Below are 24,291 nucleotides of genomic sequence, written 5' to 3'. Positions count from 1 at the left end.
GGAGGACGAATGCCGCTTCATCTCGTCAAGCTCTGCGTCGGATGCGACGGGATCGCCGATCTCGTCGACTGGATCGACGTGACCATCGCCGAGAAGCGGCGTCGCGGCCTCGAGCCGGTCCACATCCACCGCACCCGGATGATGCCGAAGAAGGTCGACGAGATCCTCGACGGCGGCTCGCTCTACTGGATCATCAAGGGCCAGGTCCGCGTCCGCGAGGCGATCCTCGACCTGCGCGCCGTCAAGGACGAGGCCGGCGTCGGCCATTGCGACATCGTCCTCTCCGGCAAGCCGATCGAGGTCGAGGCGCGGCCCTATCGGCCGTTCCAGGGCTGGCGCTATTTCGATCCGGCCGTCGCGCCGCGCGACCTGATCGGCGAGGGGACGGCCGATCTGCCGATCGAGTTCCTGCGCGAACTCGCCGGCCTCGGCCTGCTCTGACGTCGAATCCTCGCCACGTTCGCGTGGCACGACGGTCCCCGTCGCGAAGGAGTGCTCCCTTGTCCGCCATCCGCCTCGTCCGGTTCCCTCTCGCGCTCGTCGGCCTGCTCGCCGTCGGCGGCCTCGTCGCCGCGACGGTGCAGGCGGCCGAGCCCCGTCCCGCCGATTCGTCGAGCCGCCTGCGTCCCAAGGCGCGGGCGGAGGCGCCGCTGAAGCCGGTCGGCCGGTCGAACGGTTCGGGCTGGACGCGCTCGCCCGACGGAAGACTGGTCTTCCAGAACGGCGACACCACCGTCACCGTCTCCGGCGAGGTCTCCGCCGGCTTCGCCGCCACGGCGCGTCACTGACGCCCGAGGATCGCCACGATCGGCGGTCACTGTCGCCGCGACCTCACGGAGATCGCCCCTTGCCCGCCGTCGCCCTCGTCCGCCTCTCGGCCGTCCTCGCCCTCGTCCTCGCCGCCGCCCTGCCGGCCCGCGCCGACGAGCCGGCGCCGCGTTCCGAGTTCGAGGTGACGCCGCTGCCGCCGGTCGGAGCCACCCCGGCGCAGGCCGATGCCGCGGCTCCCGCCGAGGTGCCGCCGGCCGACGCGGCGACCGCCGCTCCCGATGCCGAGGGCGAGCCGCCGGCCGACGTCGCGACGCTGCCCGAGGCGCCGCCGCCGCTCGAAGGCCCGCTGCGCCCCAAGGGCACGCTGCCCGATCGCCCCGTCCAGGACGAACCCGGTTGGAACCGCAGCTTCGGCGGCGGCGTCAAATGGACGAAGGGCGACACCACGGTGACGCTCTCCGGCAGCCGTTCCTCGGTCCGTCTCGGCACCACCATCAACCGCTGACCGAAAAAAGAGGCCCCTGAAACCCGCGTGGGTGTCCGAGGCCTCGATCGTGTCTCGTGCGTCGATCAGACGGCGCGGTTGTCGATCAGCCGCGTCTTGCCGAGCCAGGCGGCGACCAGCACGCGCAGCGGCTCGCCCGCCTCGCCCGAGGGCGCCTCGAGCGTCTGGGCATTGCGCACCGCGACATAGTCGATCTGACGGAAACCGGCGGCGAGCAGCGCCTCGCCCGCGGCCTTCTCGGCGGCGGCGACGTCGCCGCCCGCTCGCACCGTCTCGGCGACGCGGTCCATCTCGACGGCGAGCCGCGGCGCGATCGCCCGTTCCTCGGCCGAGAGATAGGCGTTGCGCGACGACATCGCGAGCCCGTCGGCCTCGCGCACGGTGGCGGCGCCGACGATCTCGACCGGCAGCACCAGATCGGCCGCCATGCGGCGCACCACGGCGAGCTGCTGATAGTCCTTCTCGCCGAAGAGCGCGACGTCGGGGCCGCAGGCGATCAGGAGTTTCGAGACGACGGTGGCGACGCCGCCGAAGAAGTGCGGCCGGAAGTCGGTCTCGAGCCCCTTGGCCGGCCCGCCCATCTCGATCCGCGTGGCGTTGCCGAGCGGGTACATCTCCAGTGCCGACGGCGCGAAGACGAGGTCGGCGGCGAGCGTCGAGAGCTTCTCGACGTCGGCGGCCTCGGTGCGCGGATAGGTCTGGAAGTCCTCGTGCGGGGCGAACTGCGTCGGGTTGACGAAGATCGACACGACGACGCGGTCGGCGCGCTTCAGGCCTTCGGCGACCAGCGCCAGATGGCCGGCGTGCAGCGCCCCCATGGTGGGCACCATGGCGACGGTCTCGCCGGCCTTGCGCCAGCGGGCGACCTGGGCACGCAGATCGGCGATCGTCCGCACGACGGCGGGACGGGCGGCAGGCGACGGCATGGACTGTCCGGACATGAGTCTCTCGACCTTCGTTGCGCGATCGGGTCGCCGTCGTCCTTCCGGGGCGCGGCCGGGACCCGCTTTGTTGCAGTGCGGCACTATGTCGGAAGCGCGCTTCCGATTCCAGTCCGATCTCATCGATTGAAACGAACGAATGAGACCGCGTCGCGGCGCCGCTCCGTCGCGGCCGTCGCGATCGTGCCCGCCTTGGTAGCACGTCGCCGGTCCGCGGGGCTGCGTGCCCGGCGCGGGGATGCTATGCCTTGGGCGGCGAAGCGGTTCGGGGATGCGGACGACACGATGAATGCGACGTTCTTCGCGCTGGCGCTGGCCGTGGGGCTGGCCGTCCTGGCGCAATCGGTGTTCTCGGGCGATCGCTCGTCCATGGATGCGAAGCTCCGCCGCGCCGGCGGTGCCGCGCTGATGGCCTTCGCCGTGGCGCTGCTCGTCACCGGCAAGTTTCTGGCGGCGCTGCCCTTCTTCGTCTTCGCGCTGATGGTGGCCGGCCCCGCCGCCGGCGGCTATGCCCGCTGGGTCAGGCCCTTCCTCGGCCGCTGGGGCGATCTCTTCGGCGCCGGCCGCCGCGATGTCGGGGGGCGGGCGATGATCCGCACCGCCGCGCTGGAGGTCGAGATCGACCGGGGCAGCGGCATCCTGTCGGGCCGTGTCCTCGCCGGGCGCTTCGAGGGTCGGGAACTGGCGCATCTGTCGGTCGAGGACCTGTTCGCGCTCCGGCGCGACATCGCCTTCGACCCCGACGGCCGTTCACTGCTGGAGGCGTATCTCGACCGCCGGGTGCCCCTCTGGCGTCAGCACGTTGACCAGGACGCGGCACCGGGGGAGTCCCGACCGGCGCGCCCGGGCGCGATGACCGACGAGGAGGCCCATCAGATTCTCGGCCTTCGCCCAGGCGCTTCGGAAGCCGAAGTGCGGGCTGCTCACCGACGGCTCATGAAGGCCGTGCACCCGGATCGGGGCGGGTCGAACTTCCTCGCCGCGGAGATCAACGCCGCCAAGGATCGTCTGATCGGCAATCATCGCGGTCCCTCCGGTCACTGACGCAAGGCGAGGCAGGAGATCTTCTTCCGCTTCAGCGCCTTGCAGGCGCCGTCGGCGGCGTTCTGGCTCTCGAAGCCGGCGAAACGGGCCCGCCACAGCTTGCCCGAGCCGCCGCCGATCTGTTCGGTGACGGCATCGGCGAGGGCGACCGATCGGCCACCCTTGACGCGCGCGTCGACCAGAGCGGCGCGGGCCTTGGCCTCCTCGTCGAAGGCGCCGATCTGCACCAGCCAGCCGGCGCGGGCGGCCTCGACGGCGCGCGACGGGACGGCGGTTTCGACGGGACGGGCGGGCGCGGCGGCAGCGGCCGGAGCGGGCTCGGCGGCACGGGCCGGCACGGAGCCGGTGGTCAGCGCCGCCACTTCCGACATCGAGACGGTGGCATGGGCGAGCGACGGCGGCGTCTCCGGCTCGGCGGCGCGCGGCGCCACGGCGGCGACGCGGGCCTCGGGCGCGGGGGCGGCCGGACGGGCGGCGGCCTGGGTGATGCTCTGCGGCAGCAGGATGGCGCGGGCCATGGCGACGGCGGCGCCGTGATCGTTCGAGCCGCGCGTCTCGGCGAGCGGCAGCGGACCGGGATCGATCACTTCCGTGTGGGCGATGCGCGGACGGTTGACCGAACGGGTCGGGATCGGCGCGGTCGGGGCGGCCTGGTCGAGGGCCGCGAGCTTCACCGGTTCGGCCGGAGCGGGCGCGGCCGGGGCGGGGACCGGCGCTTCGGCGACCACCGGCGTCGGCGCCGGGACGGGCAGGGCGACCGGCGCGGCCGAAGCCGGCGGGATCGAGGCGGTGGCGATCGGATCGGCCGCGCCGTAGTCGTCGGCGTCGAAGTCGTCCGAGGCGTCGGCCGACTTGCCGAGCCGCAGCACCGACGACACCTTGGCGCCGGTCGAGGCCGAGCCGATGTGGCGGGCCAGCAGCGACGCCATGTGGTCGTCGCGCTCGCGGCCCGACGAACCGCCGAGTACCGAGGCGACGAGGTGGCGGCCGTCGCGGCGGATCGACGAGACGAGGTTGAAGCCCGAGGCCTGGGTATAGCCGGTCTTGATGCCGTCGACGCCTTCGACGCGGCCGAGCAGGCGATTGTGATTGCCGATCACCTCGCCGCCCCAGGCGAAGGAGCGCGTGTTGAAATAGCGATAGTAGACCGGGAACCGCTCCTGCAGCGCCCGGCCGAGCGTGACCATGTCCTTGGCGGTGGTCCACTGGTCGCCGTTGGGCAGGCCGGAGGCGTTGAGGAAGGTGGTGCGGCTCATGCCGATGCGCCGCGCGGTCGCGGTCATGCGCTTGGCGAAGGCCTGTTCGGAGCCGGCCACGTTCTCGGCGATGGTCACGGCGACGTCGTTGGCCGACCGGGTGACGAGCGCGCGGATGGCGTCTTCGGCGGAAATCGTCTGGCCGGGGCGGATGCCGAGCTTGGAGGGCGACTGCGCCGCCGCCTTGGCCGAGGCGGTGAAGCGCGAACCGAGCGTGAAGCGGCGGCGCTCGAGGTCCTCGAACAGGACGTAGAGCGTCATCATCTTGGTCAGCGAGGCCGGGTGGCGCAGCTCGTTCTCGTTCTTGGCGTAGAGGACGCGGCCGGTCTTGTCGTCGATCACGAAGGCCGCGTAGCGCGGCGACGAGGTGATGCCGCCGTCGTCGCGCGACGAGCGGGAGACGCTGTGACTCTGATGCGGATGGCGGATCTTCCGCTTCGCTTCGGCGGATCCGACCGTCACCAGACACAGGGCCATGCCGACCAGGAGCGCCTTGCCCAGGCGCGCCGGCTCGAAGATACGCGGATACTGCACTGTTCCATTCCTCGAAGCCGCAGTCCGCCTTCTGGCGGACGCCGTTCGATCGGAAGGTCTGCCCTTGTCACGACCCCGAGGGGCCGGCCGCGCGCCTCCGATACGCCGGAAACGCGACGGCGAGCGTGATCTCCCGTCCACAGTCTCCAAGATGCCGCCGTCGAGGTTGATGATCGGTAAACCGGCGAAGACGAATTACGCATTGTTGCGACGCGAAATGAAATTGACCGCAGCGCAAAATGCAGGCATATTGCATCGCAACATCGCCGAACGGTTGCGACCGTCGGCGATGCCGCGAACCGGGGTGGCCGGCCGCGGAACGACCCACTGGAGGAAGCCCCGATGACGTCCGTCGAAGATCTGCAGAAGCTCGCCAAGGAAAACGCCGAGAACGCCCAGAAGGCCTTCGGCACGCTCTCCAAGGGCCTCCAGACCATCGCCACCGAGATGGCCGACTATTCCAAGAAGTCCTTCGAGGAAGGCTCCGCCCTGCTCGAGCAGCTCTCCGGCGCGAAGAGCCTCGACAAGGTCGTCGAGATCCAGTCGGACTACGCCAAGAAGGTCTACGAGGGCCTCGTCGCCCAGTCGACCAAGATCGGCGAGCTCTACACCGACATCGCCAAGGACATCGCCAAGCCCTTCGAGAACTTCATCCCGAAGAAGTGATCGTCGAGAGCGTTCGCTCTCCGATCCAGCGATCAGAGGTCCGGCCGGCGACGGCCGGGCCTTTTTCGTGTCCGCTCGGGCTCCGCCCTGCGCCGCCGCGGCACGGACGATGCATGGCATTTCTCGCCCCGATCGGGGGTGACGTCGACGGCGGGCCGTTGCGAGTGCGCGGCGATGCCCTACAATGTCGGTGATGTCATCCCCATCTGTACCGGAGCCGCGTCTCCGGGAGGGGCGGCGTTTCAGGACGTCTCACCGGCCTTCGGGCCACGTTCAACCCCTGCCGTATCCGCTCCGGACGAGCGTTCGACGGCGAAGCGATGCGTGTCGAAGAAGATCATGGCACAGGACCCCCGTCACCCCGGCGAAGACGATCCCGATCTCGGCGTGGTGACGAAGACGCGACCGAAGGTGAAGCGGCCCAGCATGTATCGCGTGCTGCTGCTGAACGACGACTACACGCCGATGGAGTTCGTCGTGGCCGTCCTCGAGCGCTTCTTCTCCAAGGGCCGTGAAGAGGCGACCCGCATCATGCTGCACGTCCACCACCACGGTGTGGGGGAATGCGGCGTCTTCACCTACGAGGTGGCCGAGACCAAGGTCACCCAGGTGATGGACTTCGCTCGGAAGAACCAGCATCCGCTGCAGTGCGTCATGGAAAAGCAGTGAGGTTCCCCACGTGCCGTCCTTCTCGCGCAGCCTGGAAAAGGCCCTTCACAACGCCCTCCATCTCGCCAACGAACGCCATCACGAATACGCCACGCTCGAGCACCTCCTGCTGTCGCTGATCGAGGATCAGGACGCCGGCGCCGTCATGCGCGCCTGCAACGTCGATCTCGACGTCCTGAAGCGCAACCTCGTGGAATATCTCGACACCGAGCTCGACAATCTCGTCAGCGACGGCGACGACGAGGCCAAGCCCACGGCGGGCTTCCAGCGCGTCATCCAGCGCGCGGTGATCCACGTCCAGTCCTCCGGCCGCGAGGAGGTGACGGGCGCCAACGTGCTCGTCGCCATCTTCGCCGAACGCGAGAGCCATGCGGCCTACTTCCTGCAAGAGCAGGACATGACCCGCTACGACGCGGTCAACTACATCAGCCACGGCATCGCCAAGCGGGCCGGCATGTCGGAGGCGAAGCCTCCTCGCGGAGCGGAGGAAGACATGTCGACCACCGAAAATGCCGCGGAGACCAAGAAGAAGACCGACGCCCTCGAGGCCTATTGCGTCAACCTCAACGAGAAGGCCAAGAAGGGCAAGATCGACCCGCTGATCGGGCGCGATGCCGAAATTTCGCGCACCATCCAGGTGCTCTGCCGCCGTTCCAAGAACAATCCGCTCTATGTCGGCGATCCCGGCGTCGGCAAGACGGCGATCGCCGAAGGTCTGGCCCGCCGCATCGTCGAGGGCGACGTCCCCGCGGTGCTGCTCGGCGCCACCGTCTTCGCCCTCGACATGGGCGCGCTGCTCGCCGGCACCCGCTATCGCGGCGACTTCGAGGAGCGGCTGAAGCAGGTGGTCAAGGAGATCGAGGAATACCCCGGCGCCATCATGTTCATCGACGAGATCCACACGGTGATCGGCGCCGGTGCGACCTCGGGCGGCGCGATGGATGCCTCCAATCTGCTCAAGCCTGCCCTTTCCTCGGGCACCGTGCGCTGCATCGGCTCGACCACCTACAAGGAGTTCCGTCAGTTCTTCGAGAAGGACCGGGCGCTCGTCCGCCGCTTCCAGAAGATCGACGTGAACGAGCCGACCGTCCCCGACGCGATCGAGATCCTCAAGGGCCTCAAGCCCTATTTCGAGGAGCATCACCACGTCCGCTACACCAACGACGCCGTCAAGGCGGCGGTGGAACTGGCGGCGCGCTACATCTCCGACCGCAAGCTGCCCGACAAGGCGATCGACGTGATCGACGAGAGCGGCGCGGCGCAGATGCTGGTGCCGGAGAACAAGCGGCGCAAGGTGATCGGCGTCAAGGAGATCGAAGAGACCATCGCCACCATGGCGCGGATCCCGCCGAAGTCGGTCTCCAAGGACGATGCCGAGGTGCTCGCCCATCTCGACGCCAATCTGAAGCGCGTCGTCTACGGTCAGGACAAGGCGATCGAGGCGCTGGCCTCCGCCATCAAGCTCGCCCGTGCCGGCCTGCGCGAACCGGAGAAGCCGATCGGCTCCTACCTCTTCGCGGGTCCGACCGGCGTCGGCAAGACGGAAGTCGCCAAGCAGCTCGCCACGCTGCTCGGCGTCGAGATGCTGCGTTTCGACATGTCGGAGTACATGGAGCGCCACACGGTCAGCCGCCTCATCGGCGCGCCCCCCGGCTACGTCGGCTTCGACCAGGGCGGCCTGCTGACCGACGGCGTCGACCAGCATCCGCACTGCGTCCTGCTGCTCGACGAGATCGAGAAGGCCCACCCGGACCTCTTCAACATCCTGCTGCAGGTCATGGACCACGGCAGCCTGACCGACCACAACGGCAAGAAGGTCGACTTCCGCAACGTCATTCTGATCATGACGACCAATGCGGGCGCCGCCGATCTCGCCCGTGCGCCGATCGGCTTCAACCGGGTCGAGCGCAAGGGCGACGACACCGAGGCGATCAATCGCCTCTTCACGCCGGAGTTCCGCAACCGTCTCGACGCGGTGGTGACCTTCCAGAACCTGCCGATGGAGGTGATCCGTCAGGTCGTCTCCAAGTTCGTGATGCAGCTCGAGGCGCAGCTCGCCGACCGCAACGTCACCTTCGAGCTCGACCAGGCGTCGACCGACTGGCTCGCCACCCACGGCTACGACCGCCAGATGGGTGCCCGTCCGCTCGGCCGCGTCATCCAGGAGCACATCAAGAAGCCGCTCGCCGACGAGGTCCTCTTCGGCAAGCTGAAGCGCGGCGGCGTGGTCAAGGTGACCGTCGGCCCCGGCGAGGACGGCAAGGACGAGCTGAAGCTCGAGGCGATCCCGGCGGTGACCGCCGTCGCCGCTCCGGCGCCCGAGCCCGAGGTCAAGGCCGGTGGCAAGGCCGCCAAGGCGGCCGGGACCAAGTCGGCGACCGCCAAGGCCCGCAAGCCGAGGTCCGGTCTGCCGGTCCCGGCCAAGACCCGCGCGGTGGTCAAGAAGGAACCGACCCGGCACTGATCCGGCGTCGCGACGAACGAACGACGGTCCGCCCGATGTGGCGGGCCGTTTTCGTTTCGGGGTGGGCGGGCGATGCGGTCGGGGAGGGCGATTGCGGTCGGAGCGGCCGTTGGCCCGAAAGGCGCCGATCCTCCGCCCCCGTCCTTGCCCGTCGCCGCTACCCCATGTGCTCGCACGCCCCGCGGTCGGCACCTCTTCCTTCTCCCCTCCGCGGGAGAAGGTGGCTCGCGGGGCCGGATGAGGGGGCTCTTCGGCCGGGCGAGGCGTCTCGTCGGCCGAGATCCGAGGAGATCGCCCGCTCGACGCCGCGCGTCCCCGGGGCCTCGATCTCGCCCAAGGCGTCGATCGGCCGCACTTGACGATGTTCATGTTTTGTTCGATAGTAAGGAGCATCGAAGAAACGGTGTTCGTAGGTCGCGGTTCACGGGAGGTGGCCGTCATCTGACGGTTCATCGGCGGTCGGCGGCAGACGGTTCATGGCTCGACGTGCTGCGGGAGAGGGCTCCGCTCTCGCCCGGTGTGGACCCGTCGGCGTGAACGTATCGATGCGGGCTTTCGGCCTCGCCCGTCGTGCGAGCGGGCGAGCGTCGGGTTGCGTCATTCATCGGCAATCCGACCCGGCATCGCCCAGGTCTGGTAAAAGAATGAAAACGAGGAGAGACACATGATCGATCATCTGGGCTTCCCGGTCGCGGATCTGGCGCGGTCGCGCGCCTTCTACGAAAAGGCGCTGGCGCCGCTCGGCTACGGCGTGATCATGGCGGTGAGCGCCGAGGAGACCGGTGGCGCGGCCCATGTCGGCTTCGGCGCCGACGGCAAGCCGGACTTCTGGCTCTCCTCGGGCGGCGCGATCGCCGGCTGCATCCACGTCGCGTTCGCCGCGCCCGACCGCGCCACCGTGACGGCCTTCCACGCCGCGGCACTCGCCGCCGGCGGCATCGACAACGGCGGCCCCGGTCTGCGTCCGCACTACCACCCGAACTACTGGGGCGCCTTCGTGCTCGACCCCGACGGCCACAACATCGAGGCGGTCTGCCATCTGCCCGAGTGAACGGACGGCGGAGCGGGGCGGCGCCGCGCCGCCGCTCCGCCCTCGCGTCGCCCGATCGCACGCGGCCACACGAGCCGCCGCATCGCCCGATCGCAGACGATCGAGCCAGCCGTGGGGCAGATGATCACGGACGACGGGCGCCGCTCCCTTCGGCGTCGGTCGCGCCACGGCCGGCCCCCCCCGTTCGTCGGACTCGCCGACGCCACCCGCGAGGTTGCGCCGCGGCCCGCGATGCCTCCCGCCCGCCGTTCGGCTGGCGACCTTGCACGGCGGATCGGCGGACGACGGCGCGCGGGGCGCGCGGCGGCATGCTAGGGTCGCGTCTCTTCGCCGCTCCCAGCCAGCCCGCCGGACCCCGCCTGCCCATGTCGCCGACGCCGCCCGCATCGCCCGAGCATTCCCGATCCGAAGACGGCGCACCCGTCACCGTCCCGACCGTCAAGGTTCCGCCCCCGGCCTCCGAGGTCGAACGCTCGGCGCTGGGCTGGTTCTTCGCCGGCCAGCGCCAGTTCTTCTCGCTGCCGGCCTTCATCCTGATGATGGCCTTCGTCGGCTTCGGCGGTCTGGCGCAAGCCTCGGGGCTGACGCTGGCGCAGACGATCTTCCTCATCGGCTTCGTCTGGGCCCTTCCGTCCGCGATCGTGGTGGTCGGCGCCATCCATTCGGGCATGTCGCTCGTCGCCACCATGTTCGCCGTCGCGCTCTCCGCGGCGCGGCTGATGCCGATGACCATGTCGCTGATTCCGGTGGTGCGCGACGACAGGACACCGCGCTGGGTGCTCTACTTCCTGTCGCACTTCGTCGCCATCACCGCCTGGGTCTTCGGCATGACGACGCTGCCGAGCCTGCCGCGCGCCGGGCGGGCGCCGTTCTTCGCCGGTTTCGCGATCACCCTGACGAGCGCCGGCATGATCGTCGGCGCCACTTCGTGGATCGCCTCGGCCGAACTTCCGCCGCTCGCCGCCGCCGCGCTGGTGCTGCTGACGCCGCTCTATTTCGCCCTGTCGCTGTGGCGCGCCGCGGTGAAGGCGCCGACCGATCGGTTGGCGCTGGTCTTCGGCGCGCTCGTCACCCCGGTGATGCAGACGATCGCCCCGTCGATCGATCTCCTGCTCACCGGCCTCGTCGGCGGCGGGCTGGCGCTCGCCGGTGGCCGCATCCTCGCGCGTCGCGCCGAGGCCCGCGTCGTCGCTGCCGCCGCCGACATCACCGCCGATCTCGGCCCGGCATCGAAGCCGCATGCCGGAGGCGACGCGCCCGCCGGGCGAGGGGAGGGCTCCCGATGATCGGTTGGCTCGACCTCGACTTCCGTTCGATCGATGCCTGGTGGTGGCAGTGGCTCTTCCTGGCGATCGCCGGCTGGGCGGCGAACGACGTCTGGCGCTTCCTCGGTGTCGCCTTCTCGGGTCGCCTGACCGAGGACAGCCCCTTCTTCACCGCGGTGAAGGCGATCGCCACGGCGCTCGTCGCCGGCGTCGTGGCCAAGCTGATCCTGAGCCCGAGCGGCGAACTCGCCCAGGCGACGCTCGCCCTGCGGCTCGCCGCCCTCGTCGCCGGTTTCGGCGCATTCCGATTGGGGCGCGATTCGATCGGCCTCGGCGTGCTGGCCGGCGAGACGGTCTTCGTCGCGGGGCGGCTGCTCGGCTTCTGAGGCCTCAGCGCAGCCGCGGTACCAGCGACAGCAGCACGAGGATGATCACCGAGCCGATCGTGGCGCGGATGATCTCGCCGACGATGCCGGTGCCGAAGCCGAAGCCGAGGCGCGGCAGGACGAAGCCCGCCACCGCCGCACCGACGATGCCGAGCACCGCGTTGCCGATGAAGCCGAAGCCGCCGCCGGCGACGATGAGCCCGGCGATCCAGCCGGCGACCGCGCCGACGACGATCCAGACGATGATTCCGATCATGGGCGTCTCCTCGTGGGGTGTGCGGCCGCGGATCACCCCGCCAGCGCCGCGCGGATCTTCTCTGCGTGCGCGGCGAGAATCTGCTGGTCTGCGAAGGGGCGCGGCAACTTGCGCGGCGTGTCGGCCGCCTGACGCGGCATGACGTGGAAATGGAGGTGGAACACCTCCTGCCCGCCCGCCTTCTCGGAAAACTGCTGGATGGTGATACCGTCGGCGAGGAAGGCCTTCTGCGCCGCGATCGCGATTCTGCGGGTCGTCTCGACGACGGCGGCGAGGTCGGCGGGCGCGACGTCGAGAATGTTGCGCGCCTTGGCCTTCGGGATGATCAGCACGTGGCCGTCGACCGCCGGCATGACGTCCATGAAGGCGAGCGTCGCCGCGTCCTCGTAGACCACGTGGGCAGGGATCTCCCCGCGCAGGATCTTGGCGAAGACGTTGCTGTCGTCGTAGGCGGTCATCGGGCGTACTCCTCGGGTTCGTGACCGCGACTGTCGACGGCTCGGCGTTCCGGGTCAAGTCGATCCTGCGCCGCACGCGGTCGGCCGGTCGGCATAGGGCGACAGCGCCGCCAGTTCGGCGTCGATCGCCTCGGCCTCCGCCCGCTCGCGCTCGAGGAAACGGTCGACGGCGGCGCGGAAGCCCGGATCGGCGATGAAATGGGCCGAGGTGGTGGCGATCGGCAGATAGCCGCGGGCGATCTTGTGTTCGCCCTGAGCGCCGGCTTCGACGCGGGCGAGCCCGTGGTCGATCGCCCATTCGACCGCCTGATGGTAGCAGAGCTCGAAATGCAGGAAGGGCCGCTCCTCGATCGCCCCCCACCAGCGGCCGTAGAGCGCGTCGGAACCGATGAAGTTCAGCGCGCCGGCGATCGGTCGGCTGCCGTCGAAGGCCATCACCAGCAGGCAGCGGTCGGCCATCGTCTCGCCGATTGCCGAGAAGAAGGCGCGGTTGAGATAGGGCCGTCCCCACTTGCGCGCGCCGGTGTCCATGTAGAAGGCGAAGAACGCGTCCCAATGGGCATCGTCGATGTCGCCGCCGGTCAGTGCGACGATGTCGAGCCCGGCCTGCGCCTCGCGCCGCTCGCGCAGGATCTGCTTGCGCTTGCGCCCCATCAGCGTCGACAGGAAGTCGGCATGGTCGCGGTAGCCGCGATTGGGGAAGTGGTACTGCCGGTCGCGTCGGAGCGACCAGCCGGCGGCGCGGAAGACGTCGACGTCGTCGGGCGAGAGGAAGGTCGCGTGCGCCGAGGACAGGCCGCTCTCGCCGACCATCGCCTCGAGGCCGGCGACCAGCACCCGCGCGCCGATGTCGTCGCCGGGCAGACCGAGGAGCCGCGGCCCCGGCACCGGCGTGAAGGGAACCGCCACCTGGAGCTTGGGGTAATAGCGCCCGCCCGCCCGTGTCCACGCCTCCGCCCAGCCGTGGTCGAAGACGTATTCGCCGTAGGAGTGGGTCTTGAGGAAGGCCGGCGCGATGGCCGTCGGCCGGCCGTGTTCGTCGGCGACGACGAGATGGCGCGGATGCCAGCCGCTCTTGCCGCCGACCGAGCCGGAGGCCTCGAGCGCCTGGAAGAAGTCGAAGGAGAGAAACGGATCGCCCGGCCGCCCGTCGGGCAGCGCGCCGCGGGCGGCGGCCAGCCGGTCCCAGGCCGCGCGGCCGATTTCGGCGACCGATCCGACCATGCGCACCGCGATGCCGTCGTCCTCTGCCGTCACGCCGAGCCTCCGTCAGCCGCCCTTCGAAACATATGGGTCTTCGCGCCCCGCGCGCCAGTGCCGACCCGCAAAACGAAGAGGGCCGGTCCCTTGCGGAAACCGGCCCTCGAAATCGGCGTCGGGCCTCAGCGGCAGACGCGGCGGAAGTGGATGTCGCCCCAGCGGTCGTGCCACTCCTCGCGCCAGCAGCGGCGCGGCTCGACGACCTCTTCCTCGACATAGACGCGGCGCGGCGGCGGGCGACGGACGATCACCTCCTCCTCGACCGGCTCGGCCCGGGCGCTGTCGGCGAGCGCACCGCCCAGGATCATGCCGCCGACCAGACCGACGGCACCCGCCGCGACGGCCGCACCGGGATCGCCCGCCCGCGCCGGCGTGACCGACGTGGCGGTGGTGGCGAGGAAGGCCGCGGCGACGGCGACCGCGAGAGTGAACGACTTGACGATCATGGCTTCCGACTCCGACGGGAATTCGCTTCGGCCCCTCGACGGCCTCGGGGCGTTGGAGGAATCATCGCCGCACGATCCGGCGGAAATGCGGCAGCCCGCGCGGCTCCGCCGGACGCAGCGGCAGGCTCGCTCCGGACGACGCGGACGCCGACGTGGTCGCGATGGCCTCCGAGGGACGGAAGGGGCCGGCGATCAGCGGCAGACGCGCCGTTCGCGAACATAGCCCCAACGATCGCGCCAGCGCTCGATCCAGCAGCGGCGGACGTGGTGGCGCCGCTCGTAGTAGGCCGGCCCGGCGTTCTGATTGGCGAGTGCGCCGCCGACCACCATGCCGCCGACGAAACCGACCGCCGCGGCTGCGGCCGCGTCGTTGGCCCTGGCCGGCAGGGGCGTCGCGACGGCTCCGGCGAGAAGCGTGGCGGCGACGGCCGCCGCCATGGAAACGTTCTTGAGATACATGTCGTCGACCTCTCCCTGCCGATCCCGACTGCCCGTGCAATTCGAGCGTAACATCGCCGATTGCCGTTACGGAAACGTTTTTGGTGCCCGTCAGGCGCCGAGCGGCGGCAGGAAGCCTTCGAAGACGATCTGGTCGGCGTGGCGCGCCGCCTTGGCGACGTCGGCAGCCGTGCGCACCGTCCAGGTGATCACCGGCCGGCCGAAGAGCGATCGGGCGATCGAGGGGCCGGGCGCCGGCAGGTCGGCGATCGAATAGGAGACGAAGTCCGGCCGGCTCCACGGGGCATGCAGGAGATGGGTCAGCGCGAAACGCGTCGCCGCCCCCTGCCCGCCGTAGTCGACCGGATCGCGTGCCCGTTCGGCGACGATGCCGTGGGCGAGCCCCGGCATGGCGCGGCGCGCCGCGACGATGAGGCGCGGGTCGAACGACTTGGTGACGACCGGACCGGCATAACCGGCGAGCGCGGCGGCGACCCGCTCGGCGAGCGCCGCCTCGGTCGTCGCCCCGAAGGTCGACTTCAGCTCGATCACCAGCCCGACCCGCCCGCCGATCACCGCAAGGAGATCGCCGAGCGAGGGGATGGTGTCGTCGGAGCCGGTCAGGCGAATGGCCCGGAGCTCCGCCATGGTGCGCGCCGCGACCGGCCCGGTCTCGACCGTCAGCCGATCGAGCGTGTCGTCGTGGAAGACCACGACCTCGCCGTCGGCCGAGAGCAGCACGTCGCATTCGATCGCATAGCCGCGGTCGACCGCCGCGCGGGCGGCACCGAGCGAGTTCTCGATCAGGCCGGCCGCCCGGTCGTGCAGACCGCGGTGGGCGATCGGGCGTGCCGTCAGCCAGGCGAAGTCGGGCTCGGTCACGGGACTTCCCCCTCTCAGGCGATCTCGAAGATGCCTTCGATCTCGACCGCGACGCCGAAGGGCAGGGCGGCGACGCCGACCGCCGAACGCGAATGACGACCCTTGTCGCCGAACACCTCGACCATCAGGTCGGAGGCGCCGTTGACGACCTTGGGGTGATCGCCGAACTCGAGGGTGGAGTTGACGAAGCCGGTCAGCTTGACGACGCGGACGAGCTTCTCGAGATCGCCGGTGGCGGCCTTCACCTGGGCGATCAGGTTGATCGCGCAGAGGCGGGCGGCGGCGCGGCCGGTCTCGACGTCGGTATCGGCGCCGAGCTTGCCGACGAACTCGATGCCCTTGGCGCCCATCGGGATCTGGCCCGACACGAACAGCAGGTTGCCCGACTGGACGAAGGGCACGTAGTTGGCGGCAGGCAGAGCCGGGGTGGGCAGGTCGATACCGAGTTCGGCGAGGCGGGCGGCGATGGTCATGAACGGTCTCCGAGTTCGGCGGCAATGCCGGGGAGCGCCTTTCTTGGCGGATTCCGCCGTCGCCCGCAATCGTCTCGCGGCATGGCCGCCGCCCGGCGTCGCGCGGTTCGGGCTCGGCGTCGAATTGCCACGATTGGCCAGCAGGCTCCCCCCGAACCGGCTGCCTGCGCGCCGCCTGCCACGAGGACGATCGATGAAGTGCCTCCGCCGCCCGGCTCTCGCCGTGGCCCTGTGTCTTTCCGCCCCCGCCGCCTTCGCCGCCGAGGCGCGCATCGCGCCCTTCTCGCCGCATCGCGCGATCTACGAGATGAGCCTCGGCGACGCCGGCAAGGGGGACACCATCGGCGCCGTCTCCGGCCGCCTCGTCTACGAGTTCGCCGGCTCGCCCTGCGAGGGCTGGGCCTCGAAGTTCCGCATGGTGACGCGGCTCGAGCCGACGGAGGGCCGGGCGCGGCTGACCGACATCCGCGCCACCGCCTTCGAGGACGCGAACGGCTCGTCCTACGACTTCGTCAACGAGAACTGGGTCGACGGCGTGCCCGTCGAGACCACCAAGGGCCGCGCCCTGCGCAAGGGTGACGCGGTCGAGGTGAAGCTGGCGCAGCCGGGCGAGAAGGGCGTGTCGCTGCCCGCCGCCGTGCGCTTTCCGACCGACCACCTCGCCGCCGTGCTCGACGCCGCCAAGGCCGGCAAGACGATCGCCGAGATCGACCTCTACGACGGCACCGAGAGCGGCGAGAAGCCCTATCGCACGACGATCGTCATCGGCCGCGAGCAGACCGGCGCCGACGACACCGCCGACGAACCGGCCGCCGCGAACGATCTCCTGAAGGGCCATCGCCGCTGGCCGATCGACATCGCCTTCTACGACATGTCGAAGGCGGCCGACGCGGCGCAACTGCCGGATTACCGGCTGAACTTCCTGCTCTACGACAACGGCGTCTCCCGCCGCATGCGCTTCGACTACGGCTCCTTCGTCCTGAAGGGCTCGCTCACCTCGCTCGAGGCCTTGCCCGCCGCTGCCTGCCGCTGAGACCGAACGAACGCCTTCCAGCGTTCGCCCTCCATGTTCGGCTTCACCCTGAGGTGCCCGGCAACGCCGGGCCTCGAAGGGCGAAGCCACGACGGGCCGTGCCACTCGGACCCTTCGCGCTTCGAGGCCCGACCTGCGGTCGGGCACCTCGGCATGAAGGGCCTCCGCGAACGGCAGAGACGTCAGGGTTTCGTCGATCCGCCACGAGGCTGGGCGTCAGGGCCCGGCGCCTCGCCCGCCGGCTTCGCCTTGGGTCTCGGCGCGAAGACGAGGCCCGGCTCGACCACGCCGGCGCCGAAGCGCTTCGCCAGATCGTCGATCGCCGCTTCCGCGCGAGCCCGCCGGCCCGCCGCCTCGTCGACGAGATCGGGCGGATCGCAGAACTCGATCCCCGTCAGGTCGGAGACGCCGATGCCGATCAGGCGGAAGCGTCGCCCGTCGCATTCCTTGCGCAGCAGGTCGACGCCGGTGCGGAAGATCCGGTCGGCGAGCGCCGTCGGGTCGGCGAGGCGGCGGCCGCGGCTGATCGCCTTGAAGTCCGGCGTCTTGAGGCGGAGCTGTACGGTGAAACCGCCGATCGCATGGGCCTTCAGCCGCCCCGCGACCTTGTCGGAGAGCCGCCACAGGATCTTCTCCAGCGCCACGAAGTCGCCGACGTCGGTGTCGAGCGTGATCTCGTTGGAGATCGACTTGATCTCGTCCGACGGGTCGACCACCCGGGCGTCGCGGCCGAAGGAGAGGTCCTTCAGCCGTTTGCCGAGCACGCCGAAGCGGCGGAAGAGCTCGCCTTCGTCGGCGCGGCGGATGTCGGCGATCGTGTGCAGCCCCATCGCCGACAGCGCCTCCGCCGTCGCCTTGCCCACCCCCCAGATGGTGGTGACCGGCCGCGGCGCCAGGAAGGCCTCGGTCTCCGCCCGCCCGATCACCGAGAAGCCGCGCGGCTTGTCGAGGTCGGAGGCGATCTTGGCGAGGAACTTGTTGTGCGACAGGCCGATCGACAGCGAGATGCCGACCTCCTTCTCGACCCGCTTGGCGAAGGCGGCGAGCGACAGCGCCGGCGAACCGTGGTGGAGGAGCTCGGTGCCGGAGAGGTCGAGGAAGGCCTCGTCGATCGACAGCGGCTCGACCAGCGGCGTCAGTTCGCCCATCAGTTTGCGCACCTCGCGGCCGACGCGGGCGTATTTCTCCATGTTCGGGCGGACGACGACCGCCTGCGGGCAGCGCTCCAGCGCCTGCCACATCGGCATCGCCGAGCGCACGCCGTGGATGCGGGCGATGTAGCAGGCGGTCGCGACGACGCCGCGCTTGCCGCCGCCGACGATCACCGGCTTGTCCAGCAGGCTCGGGTCGTCGCGCTTCTCGATCGAGGCATAGAAGGCGTCGCAGTCGACATGGGCGATCGAGAGCACGCCCAGCTCGTCGTGCTCGATCAGTCGCGGCGAACCACACTTCGGACAACGCGTCGCGCCCCGCCGCGCGGGCGAGAGGCACTCGCGGCAGAAGGCGAGGGGGCGGGGGACGCCCGCCTGATCGTCGAATGTCGTCACGCGTGTCGATCCGCAGGCCCGAAGCGGGGACGTGGAGTCTACGCGGGCCGGGTCGGGGCGGCAATCGCCGGGCTCATCCCGCGAGCGCCGTGATCGCGCGCGTCACTTCGGCCCAGTCGCGGGTCCGGAGCCACGTGCCGCCGACCTGTGGCGCCATGGCGAACCACGCGGGGTCGGCGACGAAGTGGACGAGCCGCAGCCGATCGACCGCGCCGCGGGCAGCCGCCAGATGGTTCGGCCCGTCGTCGACGAAGACCACCTCCAGCGCCTCGCCGCCGACGTCCCGCGCCGCCGTGGCGAGGGTTGCGATCGGTCCGCCCTTCGAGCCCTCGTTGGCGATCATCGGGCAGCCGAGGCCGAGACGGGAGAGGTGGGCCGCCCGGCGTTCGGCCTGTCGCGCCGGCACGTTGGTGAGGAGCACGATGTCGCAGGTGGCGCCGAGCGTCGCCAGCGCCGCGAGGGCGCCGTCGACCGCAGGCTGGTTCTCGACCTCGTCGCGGAAGAAGCAGTCGATCAGTTCCTTGACCAGCTCGCCCGCGATCGCCTGGCCGCCGCCCTCGCGCACCACGTTGCCGGTGATGGCGAAGGAGCGCGGCTCCAACCGGTAGCCGAAACGCGCCACGTAGGCGGAGAGCGGCGCGACGAAACGCAGAACCACCTCGTCGACGTCGACCACCATCAGGGGACGCCCGTCGGCGCGGAAATCCGCCACCGACCCGAGGAGGCGGACGCCGCTCATGTGTGGTCGGAGATCGGATCGAGGGCATGGCGCGCCGCCGCGATCAGCGTCGGGCGTAGTCGTTCGCTCTCGCAGAAGGCGAGAAGCAGGCTCTCGTCCTCGAGGAAATAGGCGAGCACACCGGCGAGGAAGCCGGGTTCGGCGGCCGCCAGACGCAGGTTCTCCGGCCCGATGCCGCTGACCGCGAGAAACCGGCCGATCGACTCGGGATCGCTCGCCAGATGCCCGAGTGCCGCGATGGCGATCTCGGCGGCCTTGTCCGGCGTCAGGCCTTCACGACTCGGAAACCTTGGCGAAGATCGCATTTTCCGTCCTTAACAACTTCGGTAGGGTTTCGATGCTAGCGTCGTTTGCAGGGAAAAGCACCGGCGACGATCTCGCCGATGGAGGGCCGGAAGGTCCGGGGGTGTGGTGATGGCGAAGACCGTCCTCATCGTGGAGGACAACGAGCTCAACATGAAGCTCTTCCACGATCTTCTCGAGGCGCACGGCTATCGGACGTTGCAGTCGCGCAACGGTTTCGATGCGATGGACGTTGCGCGCGCCGATCGCCCCGACCTCATCCTGATGGACATCCAGTTGCCCGAAGTGTCGGGCCTCGAAGTGACCAAGTGGTTGAAGGAGGACGACGAATTGCGATCGATCCCGGTCATCGCGGTCACCGCCTTCGCCATGAAGGGCGACGAGGAACGCATCCGCCAGGGCGGCTGCGAGGCCTACATTTCCAAGCCCATCTCGGTGGCCAAGTTCCTCGAGACGGTCAAATCCTACCTCGGTGATGCGTAAGTTCGGTGGATCGAAATGACCGGTCGCGTTCTCGTCGTCGACGACATTCCCGCCAACGTGAAGGTGCTCGAGGCGCGTCTGACCGCCGAGTATTTCGACGTCACCACCGCCATGTCGGGTGAGGAGGCGCTGGCGAAATGCGCCCAGATGCCGCCGGACATCGTGCTGCTCGACGTGATGATGCCGGGCATGGACGGTTTCGAGGTCTGCCGTCGTCTCAAGGCCGATCCGCGCACCATGCATGTGCCGGTCGTCATGGTGACGGCGCTCGATCAGGTCGCCGATCGGGTCAAGGGGCTCGAGGCCGGCGCCGACGACTTCCTGACCAAGCCGGTCTCCGACACCGCGCTCGTCACCCGCGTGAGGAGCCTCGTCCGCCTCAAGGCGTTGACCGACGAGCTGCGCCTGCGTGCGCCCGGCAGTCGCGGTCTCGGGCTCGACGATGCCGACGATCCGCGCCTCCTCGCCGAGGTGGCGGAGGGCAACATCCTGCTCGTCGACGATCGCCGCTCCAGCGCCGAACGTCTCGTCGCGGCCTGCAACGGCCGCCATCGCCTGACCATCGAGACCGATCCGCAGCAGGCGCTGTTCCGCGTCGCCGAGAGCGACTTCGATCTGGTGATCGTGTCGCTCGGCCTCGCCAATTTCGACGCATTGCGTCTCGTCTCGCAGATCCGCGGCCTCGAGCGCACCCGCATGCTGCCGATCCTGCTCCTCGCCGAGCTCGAGGATCGCGCCCGGTTGCTGCGCGGCCTGGAACTCGGGGTCAACGACTATCTCGTCCGCCCGGTCGATCGCCAGGAGCTGCTCGCCCGCGTCGCCACACAGATCCGCCGCAAGCACTACACCGACCGCCTGCGCGACAGCGTCCAGCAGACCATGGAACTCGCCGTCACCGACGGCCTGACCGGCCTGCACAATCGCCGCTTCATGTCGACGCATCTCGAGCACACGCTGGAGCAGGCCCATCGCCACCAGCGGCAGCTCGCCGTGCTGATCGCCGACATGGATCACTTCAAGGCGGTCAACGACACCTACGGCCACGATGCCGGCGACGCGGTGCTGCGCGACCTCGCCACCCGCATCGAGAGCTCGATCCGCGGTGCCGATCTCGCCTGTCGCTACGGCGGCGAGGAATTCGTGGTGATCATGCCCGACACCGATCTCGCCTCGGCCCGCGTGGTCGGCGAGCGCATCCGCGAGCGCGTCGCCGGCGAGCCCTTCCGCCTGCCCGACGGCCGCCTGCTGCCGCGCACCATCTCGATCGGCATCGGCGCGCTCGAGAGCGCCCACGACACCGTCGAGACGATCATGAAGCGCGCCGACGCCGGCCTCTACGAGGCCAAGGAAGGCGGTCGCAACCGCGTGGTGCTGCGCGCCGCCTGAGGCGCGGGCACGCCCCGGCTCGGCCGTACATGCCGCGCGTTAACCTCAACGATTTACGAACATTCGCGAATTCGGCGAGCGGGGAGGCCGTGGGGCTTTGCCGTCGCGGCGAGCTTCGCTAGGGTTTTCCTCGGCCTTCGTCCCGAAAGCCGCGCCCGTCGGCCGCCCCGATCGGCGCCGGCGGACGAAGGTCTCGGAGCCCGACGGCTCGGGATCGCCGCAAACGCCCGGGTCCATCGGGTCGTGCCGGTCGAGCGAAGATCGCGAGTGGCCTCCTCGCCGGTCACCATCGCTCGGCCGGCCCTCCGCCCCTCGCGGGCGGAACGGGCGGCTTCAGAGCCAGCGTCGGGTCAGGAAGGCGGGCAGATCGTCGCGCAGCACCGCGCGTTCGGCCGCGGTCGCGGCCTCGCGGCGACGGGCGGGGCGCTCGGTCTTCTCGCTGCGCTCTGCCGCGCGGGCGCGCGGACGTCCGACGGTGGGGGCGACCTCGCGATCGCGCTGTTGAATCTGCTCGACGAGCGAGCGGAACCCGGTCGTGTCATTGGCCATCACGCGTCCTCCGTCGACGAGAGGCGCACCATACACCCCTCGCACGCCTTGGCAACGGCTCCGACCGCGCCCTTCCGCCGCGTTTTCGCCCTCTATCCGCCGAAAGACGATCGATCTTCGACATCGATCGGCCCCGATCGGGGTGTCGGATGGTGGTCCGGCGCCTTTTGCGCGCAGAGGGAGAGACGACATGAAGACCCTGAAGGACCTTCTCGCGATCGGCACGATCCTGCCCACCCTGCTCGCCACCGGCGCAGGGGCGGGGGCCGCATCGGCCGGGCAGGGGACGTTCGCGGGCCCCACCGACGGCACGATCCGCGTCGCCCAGGCGACGAAGCCCGAGGAAGATCCCCTGAAGCGTCCGCCCGCCTCCGGTGGCGCGCAGCGCCCGGCTGCGCCGCCGCCGCCCGCCCGCGTCGAGCCGCCGCGTCCGCCGGCCGCTCCCCACGTGGCGCCGCCCGCGCCGTCGCGTCCGCCGGCGAGCGCTCCGGTGATGCGCGAAGCCCCGCCGTCGCGCCCGGCCGCCCCGCCGCCCCAGATCGAACGTCGCACGCCGCCGCCGCCGCCGGCCCCGACCCGTGTCGCCCCGCCGCCGGTTCACGTGGCCCCGCCGCCCGCTCACGTCGCGCCGACCGCGCCGACCGCGCCGAAGATCGAGCGCCCCGCTGCCCCGCCCGCGCCGTCGGTCGCACCGAGCGGTTCGGCCCCGGCGGTCCGTCCCGCCGCCCCGCCGCCGCCGCCGAGCGGTCAGGCCCCGGTCGTGCGTCCGCCGGCCCCGCCCGCGCCGAGCGGTCAGGCTCCGGTCGTGCGTCCGCCGGCCCCGCCCGCGCCGAGCGGTCAGGCTCCGGTCGTGCGTCCGCCCGCCCCGCCCGCGCCGAGTGGTCAGGCCCCGGCGGTTCGCCCGCCGGCACCGCCCGTCGGTGCGGCACCGGCGCCCGCCGCTCCCTTCGAGGCGCCCGCGCCCGGTGGATCGCGTCCTCCGGCCTCGTCCTCGGCCCCGCCGCCGGTTCCGCCGCCCGGTGCTCCCGGCGCGCCCGGTGCTCCCGGTACTCCCGGCGCCGGCCCCGGTCGTCCGCCGGTGCCCGGAACGGGTCCCGGCGTCGCGCCGGTTCCCCCGCAGGTCCAACCGGTGCCGCCGCAGCCCGGCGCCCAGTTCCAGCCCGGTCGTCCCGGTGAACCCGGTCGCCCGCCCCATGCCGAAGGTCCGCGCGGCCCCGGTGTCGGCGGCGTGCTCGGCGCGGCGGCCGCCGGTGCCGCGGTCGGCGTGGTCGGTGGCGTGCTGCTGGGCAGCGGTGGTCAGGCCCAGGGCCTCGACGACGTCCGCCGCCAGCGCCGCGAGATCGACCGCGACGGTGCGACCTTCTATTCGGAGCCGGACGGCCGCGTCATCGTGCGCGATCGCGGCGGCCTCTTCCTGCGTCACGACGAGACCGCGCGCTTCCGCGACTTCGGCGGCGAGAGCACGGTCGAGCGGCGCGGCGACGAGACCGTGTCGGTGTGGCGCCGTCCCGACGGCGTGCGCATCGTCACCGTCACCGATGCCGACGGCCGCCTGATCCGCCGCATCCGCGAATGGCCGGACGGCCGCCGCGAGGTGCTGATCGACGACGGCTTCCGTCCGCGCGGTCCGGGTTTCCGCGAGGAGATCGTGGTCCTGCCGCCGCCGCCGGCGCCGCGCGAGCGTTGGGTGATCGAATCGGACCGTGCCGACGAACGGCTGATCGAGGAGACGCTCGAGGCGCCGCCGCTCGGTCCGCTGCCGCGGCGCTACACGCTCGACGAGGTCCGCTCGAGCCGCGACCTGCGCGCCTACATGCCGGCGATCGACGTCGACACGATCACCTTCCCGACCGGCGCCTGGACCGTCGAGCCGGAGGAGATCGGCCGGCTGGCGCGGATCGCCCGCGGCATCTCGCGCGCGCTCGCCCGCAATCCGGACGAGATCTTCCTGGTCGAGGGTCACACCGACCTGGTCGGCAACGACGTCGACAACCTGTCGCTGTCGGATCGTCGTGCCCAGGCGGTCGCCGCGGTGCTCTCCCGCGACTTCTCGATCCCGGCGGAGAACCTGGTGACCCAGGGCTACGGCGCCCAGTTCCCCAAGGAGATGACCGACGGTCCGTCGCAGGTCAACCGCCGCGTCACCGTCCGCCGCATCACGCCGCTGATCGGTACGGCCGGACGCTGACCGGCCTTCGAAGACGGGAAGGGCCGCCCCTCGGGGCGGCCCTTTCGATTCGTGCCGGTGCGACGCGGCGCGGGGTCAGGCGTAGCGATCGACGAGGCGGCCCTGTCCGGCCGGCGGACTGGCCTTCGTCTGCTTGCCGTCGTCGGCATCGTTGTCGGGGGTACGGTCGCGGCCGGGTCCTTCGGCCCTTTCGGCCGTGCGGATCGGCGCCGAGCCGACCGCGGAAATCGAACTGCTCATCGGGGTGGGTCTCCTCGGGGGTCATCCGAGGATGAGCGCGATTCCTCGAGGAAGGCTC

At 70.7% G+C, this 24,291-nt stretch carries 28 protein-coding genes; 14 read left to right on the top strand and 14 right to left on the bottom strand.

Annotation, left to right across the window (positions count from 1 at the left end):
• Positions 1 to 9 precede the first annotated feature (9 nt).
• Genes ACT541_RS16280 through ACT541_RS16270 form a run of 3 tightly spaced genes read left to right on the top strand, consistent with a single transcriptional unit; the run spans position 10 to position 1,276 of the window.
• Entirely contained in the window at positions 10 to 441 is a 432-nt protein-coding gene (locus tag ACT541_RS16280) for a DUF1489 family protein (RefSeq protein WP_476138146.1), read from the top strand.
• Between the two features lie 59 nt (positions 442 to 500).
• A complete protein-coding gene (locus ACT541_RS16275; protein ID WP_476138145.1) occupies positions 501 to 788 on the top strand; it encodes a hypothetical protein in 288 nt (95 codons plus the stop codon).
• Between the two features lie 59 nt (positions 789 to 847).
• Positions 848 to 1,276 (top strand): hypothetical protein, encoded by a 429-nt coding sequence (locus ACT541_RS16270; protein WP_476138144.1) that lies wholly within the window; start codon positions 848 to 850, stop codon positions 1,274 to 1,276.
• A gap of 65 nt (positions 1,277 to 1,341) precedes the next feature.
• Here ACT541_RS16270 and panC read toward each other — a convergent pair whose 3' ends face one another.
• Entirely contained in the window at positions 1,342 to 2,217 is an 876-nt protein-coding gene (gene panC / locus ACT541_RS16265) for a pantoate--beta-alanine ligase (RefSeq protein WP_476138143.1), read from the bottom strand.
• Between the two features lie 243 nt (positions 2,218 to 2,460).
• Between panC and ACT541_RS16260 the strand changes: the two genes are divergently transcribed.
• The gene (locus ACT541_RS16260; protein WP_476138142.1) at positions 2,461 to 3,261 is read left to right on the top strand and encodes a DnaJ domain-containing protein; all 801 of its coding nucleotides are present in this window, start codon (positions 2,461 to 2,463) and stop codon (positions 3,259 to 3,261) included.
• Here the strand turns inward: ACT541_RS16260 and ACT541_RS16255 are convergent.
• Positions 3,255 to 5,051, bottom strand: coding sequence for a serine hydrolase (locus tag ACT541_RS16255; protein ID WP_476138141.1), 1,797 nt, complete (start codon positions 5,049 to 5,051; stop codon positions 3,255 to 3,257). The two genes, ACT541_RS16260 and ACT541_RS16255, sit on opposite strands and share 7 nt — an antisense overlap.
• A gap of 342 nt (positions 5,052 to 5,393) precedes the next feature.
• Here ACT541_RS16255 and ACT541_RS16250 point away from each other — a divergent pair, with 342 nt between their 5' ends.
• From ACT541_RS16250 to ACT541_RS16225, 6 genes are all read left to right on the top strand, one after another.
• A complete protein-coding gene (locus ACT541_RS16250) occupies positions 5,394 to 5,717 on the top strand; it encodes a phasin family protein (RefSeq protein ID WP_476138140.1) in 324 nt (107 codons plus the stop codon).
• 339 nt (positions 5,718 to 6,056) lie between these two features.
• Positions 6,057 to 6,386: an ATP-dependent Clp protease adapter ClpS gene (gene clpS / locus ACT541_RS16245; RefSeq protein ID WP_476138139.1), complete on the top strand. Its 330-nt coding sequence runs from the start codon at positions 6,057 to 6,059 to the stop codon at positions 6,384 to 6,386.
• Positions 6,387 to 6,396: 10 nt separating this feature from the next.
• Complete coding sequence (clpA, locus tag ACT541_RS16240; RefSeq protein ID WP_476138138.1) at positions 6,397 to 8,850, top strand: ATP-dependent Clp protease ATP-binding subunit ClpA; 2,454 nt, start codon at positions 6,397 to 6,399, stop codon at positions 8,848 to 8,850.
• Between the two features lie 664 nt (positions 8,851 to 9,514).
• Positions 9,515 to 9,901: a VOC family protein gene (locus ACT541_RS16235; protein WP_476138137.1), complete on the top strand. Its 387-nt coding sequence runs from the start codon at positions 9,515 to 9,517 to the stop codon at positions 9,899 to 9,901.
• A gap of 365 nt (positions 9,902 to 10,266) precedes the next feature.
• Positions 10,267 to 11,187 (top strand): AzlC family ABC transporter permease, encoded by a 921-nt coding sequence (locus ACT541_RS16230; RefSeq protein WP_476138136.1) that lies wholly within the window; start codon positions 10,267 to 10,269, stop codon positions 11,185 to 11,187.
• The gene (locus ACT541_RS16225; protein ID WP_476138135.1) at positions 11,184 to 11,552 is read left to right on the top strand and encodes an AzlD domain-containing protein; all 369 of its coding nucleotides are present in this window, start codon (positions 11,184 to 11,186) and stop codon (positions 11,550 to 11,552) included. Before ACT541_RS16230 ends, ACT541_RS16225 begins: the two co-directional genes overlap by 4 nt.
• A gap of 4 nt (positions 11,553 to 11,556) precedes the next feature.
• Here the strand turns inward: ACT541_RS16225 and ACT541_RS16220 are convergent, their stop codons facing one another.
• The 7 genes from ACT541_RS16220 to ACT541_RS16190 form a co-directional block, all read right to left on the bottom strand.
• Entirely contained in the window at positions 11,557 to 11,808 is a 252-nt protein-coding gene (locus tag ACT541_RS16220; protein ID WP_476138134.1) for a GlsB/YeaQ/YmgE family stress response membrane protein, read from the bottom strand.
• A gap of 32 nt (positions 11,809 to 11,840) precedes the next feature.
• Positions 11,841 to 12,266, bottom strand: coding sequence for an HIT family protein (locus ACT541_RS16215; protein ID WP_476138133.1), 426 nt, complete (start codon positions 12,264 to 12,266; stop codon positions 11,841 to 11,843).
• A gap of 54 nt (positions 12,267 to 12,320) precedes the next feature.
• Entirely contained in the window at positions 12,321 to 13,490 is a 1,170-nt protein-coding gene (locus tag ACT541_RS16210; RefSeq protein WP_476138209.1) for a GNAT family N-acetyltransferase, read from the bottom strand.
• 158 nt (positions 13,491 to 13,648) lie between these two features.
• The gene (locus ACT541_RS16205; protein ID WP_476138132.1) at positions 13,649 to 13,972 is read right to left on the bottom strand and encodes a hypothetical protein; all 324 of its coding nucleotides are present in this window, start codon (positions 13,970 to 13,972) and stop codon (positions 13,649 to 13,651) included.
• Between the two features lie 192 nt (positions 13,973 to 14,164).
• Positions 14,165 to 14,431 carry a hypothetical protein gene (locus ACT541_RS16200; protein ID WP_476138131.1) on the bottom strand — a complete coding sequence of 89 codons (267 nt, stop codon included), beginning with the start codon at positions 14,429 to 14,431 and terminating at the stop codon, positions 14,165 to 14,167.
• A gap of 90 nt (positions 14,432 to 14,521) precedes the next feature.
• A complete protein-coding gene (locus ACT541_RS16195; RefSeq protein ID WP_476138130.1) occupies positions 14,522 to 15,292 on the bottom strand; it encodes a glycerophosphodiester phosphodiesterase family protein in 771 nt (256 codons plus the stop codon).
• A 14-nt stretch (positions 15,293 to 15,306) separates the two neighbouring features.
• Positions 15,307 to 15,765, bottom strand: a complete 459-nt coding sequence (locus ACT541_RS16190; protein WP_476138129.1) for a RidA family protein — start codon at positions 15,763 to 15,765, stop codon at positions 15,307 to 15,309.
• A 193-nt stretch (positions 15,766 to 15,958) separates the two neighbouring features.
• Here ACT541_RS16190 and ACT541_RS16185 point away from each other — a divergent pair, with 193 nt between their 5' ends.
• Complete coding sequence (locus ACT541_RS16185; RefSeq protein ID WP_476138128.1) at positions 15,959 to 16,798, top strand: cell envelope integrity EipB family protein; 840 nt, start codon at positions 15,959 to 15,961, stop codon at positions 16,796 to 16,798.
• Between the two features lie 182 nt (positions 16,799 to 16,980).
• Here ACT541_RS16185 and ACT541_RS16180 read toward each other — a convergent pair whose 3' ends face one another.
• From ACT541_RS16180 to ACT541_RS16170, 3 genes are all read right to left on the bottom strand, one after another.
• Complete coding sequence (locus ACT541_RS16180) at positions 16,981 to 18,345, bottom strand: DNA polymerase IV (RefSeq protein WP_476138127.1); 1,365 nt, start codon at positions 18,343 to 18,345, stop codon at positions 16,981 to 16,983.
• A gap of 73 nt (positions 18,346 to 18,418) precedes the next feature.
• Positions 18,419 to 19,084 (bottom strand): hypothetical protein, encoded by a 666-nt coding sequence (locus ACT541_RS16175; protein ID WP_476138126.1) that lies wholly within the window; start codon positions 19,082 to 19,084, stop codon positions 18,419 to 18,421.
• On the bottom strand, positions 19,081 to 19,389 hold the full coding sequence (locus ACT541_RS16170; protein ID WP_476138125.1) for a DUF3572 domain-containing protein: 309 nt from the start codon (positions 19,387 to 19,389) through the stop codon (positions 19,081 to 19,083). Before ACT541_RS16170 ends, ACT541_RS16175 begins: the two co-directional genes overlap by 4 nt.
• Before the next feature lie 109 nt (positions 19,390 to 19,498).
• Between ACT541_RS16170 and ACT541_RS16165 the strand changes: the two genes are divergently transcribed.
• Complete coding sequence (locus ACT541_RS16165; protein WP_476138124.1) at positions 19,499 to 19,870, top strand: response regulator; 372 nt, start codon at positions 19,499 to 19,501, stop codon at positions 19,868 to 19,870.
• A 15-nt stretch (positions 19,871 to 19,885) separates the two neighbouring features.
• On the top strand, positions 19,886 to 21,256 hold the full coding sequence (locus ACT541_RS16160; protein ID WP_476138123.1) for a PleD family two-component system response regulator: 1,371 nt from the start codon (positions 19,886 to 19,888) through the stop codon (positions 21,254 to 21,256).
• A 333-nt stretch (positions 21,257 to 21,589) separates the two neighbouring features.
• Here the strand turns inward: ACT541_RS16160 and ACT541_RS16155 are convergent, their stop codons facing one another.
• Entirely contained in the window at positions 21,590 to 21,805 is a 216-nt protein-coding gene (locus tag ACT541_RS16155; RefSeq protein ID WP_476138122.1) for a hypothetical protein, read from the bottom strand.
• Positions 21,806 to 21,995: 190 nt separating this feature from the next.
• Here ACT541_RS16155 and ACT541_RS16150 point away from each other — a divergent pair, with 190 nt between their 5' ends.
• Positions 21,996 to 23,993, top strand: a complete 1,998-nt coding sequence (locus tag ACT541_RS16150) for an OmpA family protein (protein ID WP_476138121.1) — start codon at positions 21,996 to 21,998, stop codon at positions 23,991 to 23,993.
• A gap of 75 nt (positions 23,994 to 24,068) precedes the next feature.
• Here the strand turns inward: ACT541_RS16150 and ACT541_RS16145 are convergent, their stop codons facing one another.
• Positions 24,069 to 24,233 (bottom strand): hypothetical protein, encoded by a 165-nt coding sequence (locus ACT541_RS16145; protein ID WP_476138120.1) that lies wholly within the window; start codon positions 24,231 to 24,233, stop codon positions 24,069 to 24,071.
• Between the last annotated feature and the right edge of the window lie 58 nt (positions 24,234 to 24,291).

The organism is Pinisolibacter sp. DMC100, assembly GCF_056313705.1.
Note: the sequence above shows the minus strand (reverse complement) of the source record. Positions and strands in the feature narration are given on the sequence as shown.

Excerpts from the sequence above, each read along its gene's own strand:
- ACT541_RS16185 (WP_476138128.1), top strand. The coding sequence starts at position 15,959 with ATGAAGTGCCTCCGCCGCCCGGCTCTCGCCGTGGCCCTGTGTCTTTCC.
- ACT541_RS16150 (WP_476138121.1), top strand. The coding sequence starts at position 21,996 with ATGAAGACCCTGAAGGACCTTCTCGCGATCGGCACGATCCTGCCCACC.
- panC (WP_476138143.1), bottom strand. The coding sequence starts at position 2,217 with ATGTCCGGACAGTCCATGCCGTCGCCTGCCGCCCGTCCCGCCGTCGTG.
- ACT541_RS16165 (WP_476138124.1), top strand. The coding sequence starts at position 19,499 with ATGGCGAAGACCGTCCTCATCGTGGAGGACAACGAGCTCAACATGAAG.
- ACT541_RS16215 (WP_476138133.1), bottom strand. The coding sequence starts at position 12,266 with ATGACCGCCTACGACGACAGCAACGTCTTCGCCAAGATCCTGCGCGGG.
- ACT541_RS16170 (WP_476138125.1), bottom strand. The coding sequence starts at position 19,389 with ATGCGATCTTCGCCAAGGTTTCCGAGTCGTGAAGGCCTGACGCCGGAC.
- ACT541_RS16205 (WP_476138132.1), bottom strand. The coding sequence starts at position 13,972 with ATGATCGTCAAGTCGTTCACTCTCGCGGTCGCCGTCGCCGCGGCCTTC.
- ACT541_RS16235 (WP_476138137.1), top strand. The coding sequence starts at position 9,515 with ATGATCGATCATCTGGGCTTCCCGGTCGCGGATCTGGCGCGGTCGCGC.
- ACT541_RS16155 (WP_476138122.1), bottom strand. The coding sequence starts at position 21,805 with ATGGCCAATGACACGACCGGGTTCCGCTCGCTCGTCGAGCAGATTCAA.
- ACT541_RS16220 (WP_476138134.1), bottom strand. The coding sequence starts at position 11,808 with ATGATCGGAATCATCGTCTGGATCGTCGTCGGCGCGGTCGCCGGCTGG.
- ACT541_RS16160 (WP_476138123.1), top strand. The coding sequence starts at position 19,886 with ATGACCGGTCGCGTTCTCGTCGTCGACGACATTCCCGCCAACGTGAAG.
- ACT541_RS16210 (WP_476138209.1), bottom strand. The coding sequence starts at position 13,490 with ATGGTCGGATCGGTCGCCGAAATCGGCCGCGCGGCCTGGGACCGGCTG.
- ACT541_RS16225 (WP_476138135.1), top strand. The coding sequence starts at position 11,184 with ATGATCGGTTGGCTCGACCTCGACTTCCGTTCGATCGATGCCTGGTGG.
- ACT541_RS16175 (WP_476138126.1), bottom strand. The coding sequence starts at position 19,084 with ATGAGCGGCGTCCGCCTCCTCGGGTCGGTGGCGGATTTCCGCGCCGAC.
- ACT541_RS16250 (WP_476138140.1), top strand. The coding sequence starts at position 5,394 with ATGACGTCCGTCGAAGATCTGCAGAAGCTCGCCAAGGAAAACGCCGAG.
- ACT541_RS16280 (WP_476138146.1), top strand. The coding sequence starts at position 10 with ATGCCGCTTCATCTCGTCAAGCTCTGCGTCGGATGCGACGGGATCGCC.
- ACT541_RS16200 (WP_476138131.1), bottom strand. The coding sequence starts at position 14,431 with ATGTATCTCAAGAACGTTTCCATGGCGGCGGCCGTCGCCGCCACGCTT.
- ACT541_RS16145 (WP_476138120.1), bottom strand. The coding sequence starts at position 24,233 with ATGAGCAGTTCGATTTCCGCGGTCGGCTCGGCGCCGATCCGCACGGCC.
- ACT541_RS16190 (WP_476138129.1), bottom strand. The coding sequence starts at position 15,765 with ATGACCATCGCCGCCCGCCTCGCCGAACTCGGTATCGACCTGCCCACC.
- ACT541_RS16260 (WP_476138142.1), top strand. The coding sequence starts at position 2,461 with ATGCCTTGGGCGGCGAAGCGGTTCGGGGATGCGGACGACACGATGAAT.
- clpS (WP_476138139.1), top strand. The coding sequence starts at position 6,057 with ATGGCACAGGACCCCCGTCACCCCGGCGAAGACGATCCCGATCTCGGC.
- ACT541_RS16230 (WP_476138136.1), top strand. The coding sequence starts at position 10,267 with ATGTCGCCGACGCCGCCCGCATCGCCCGAGCATTCCCGATCCGAAGAC.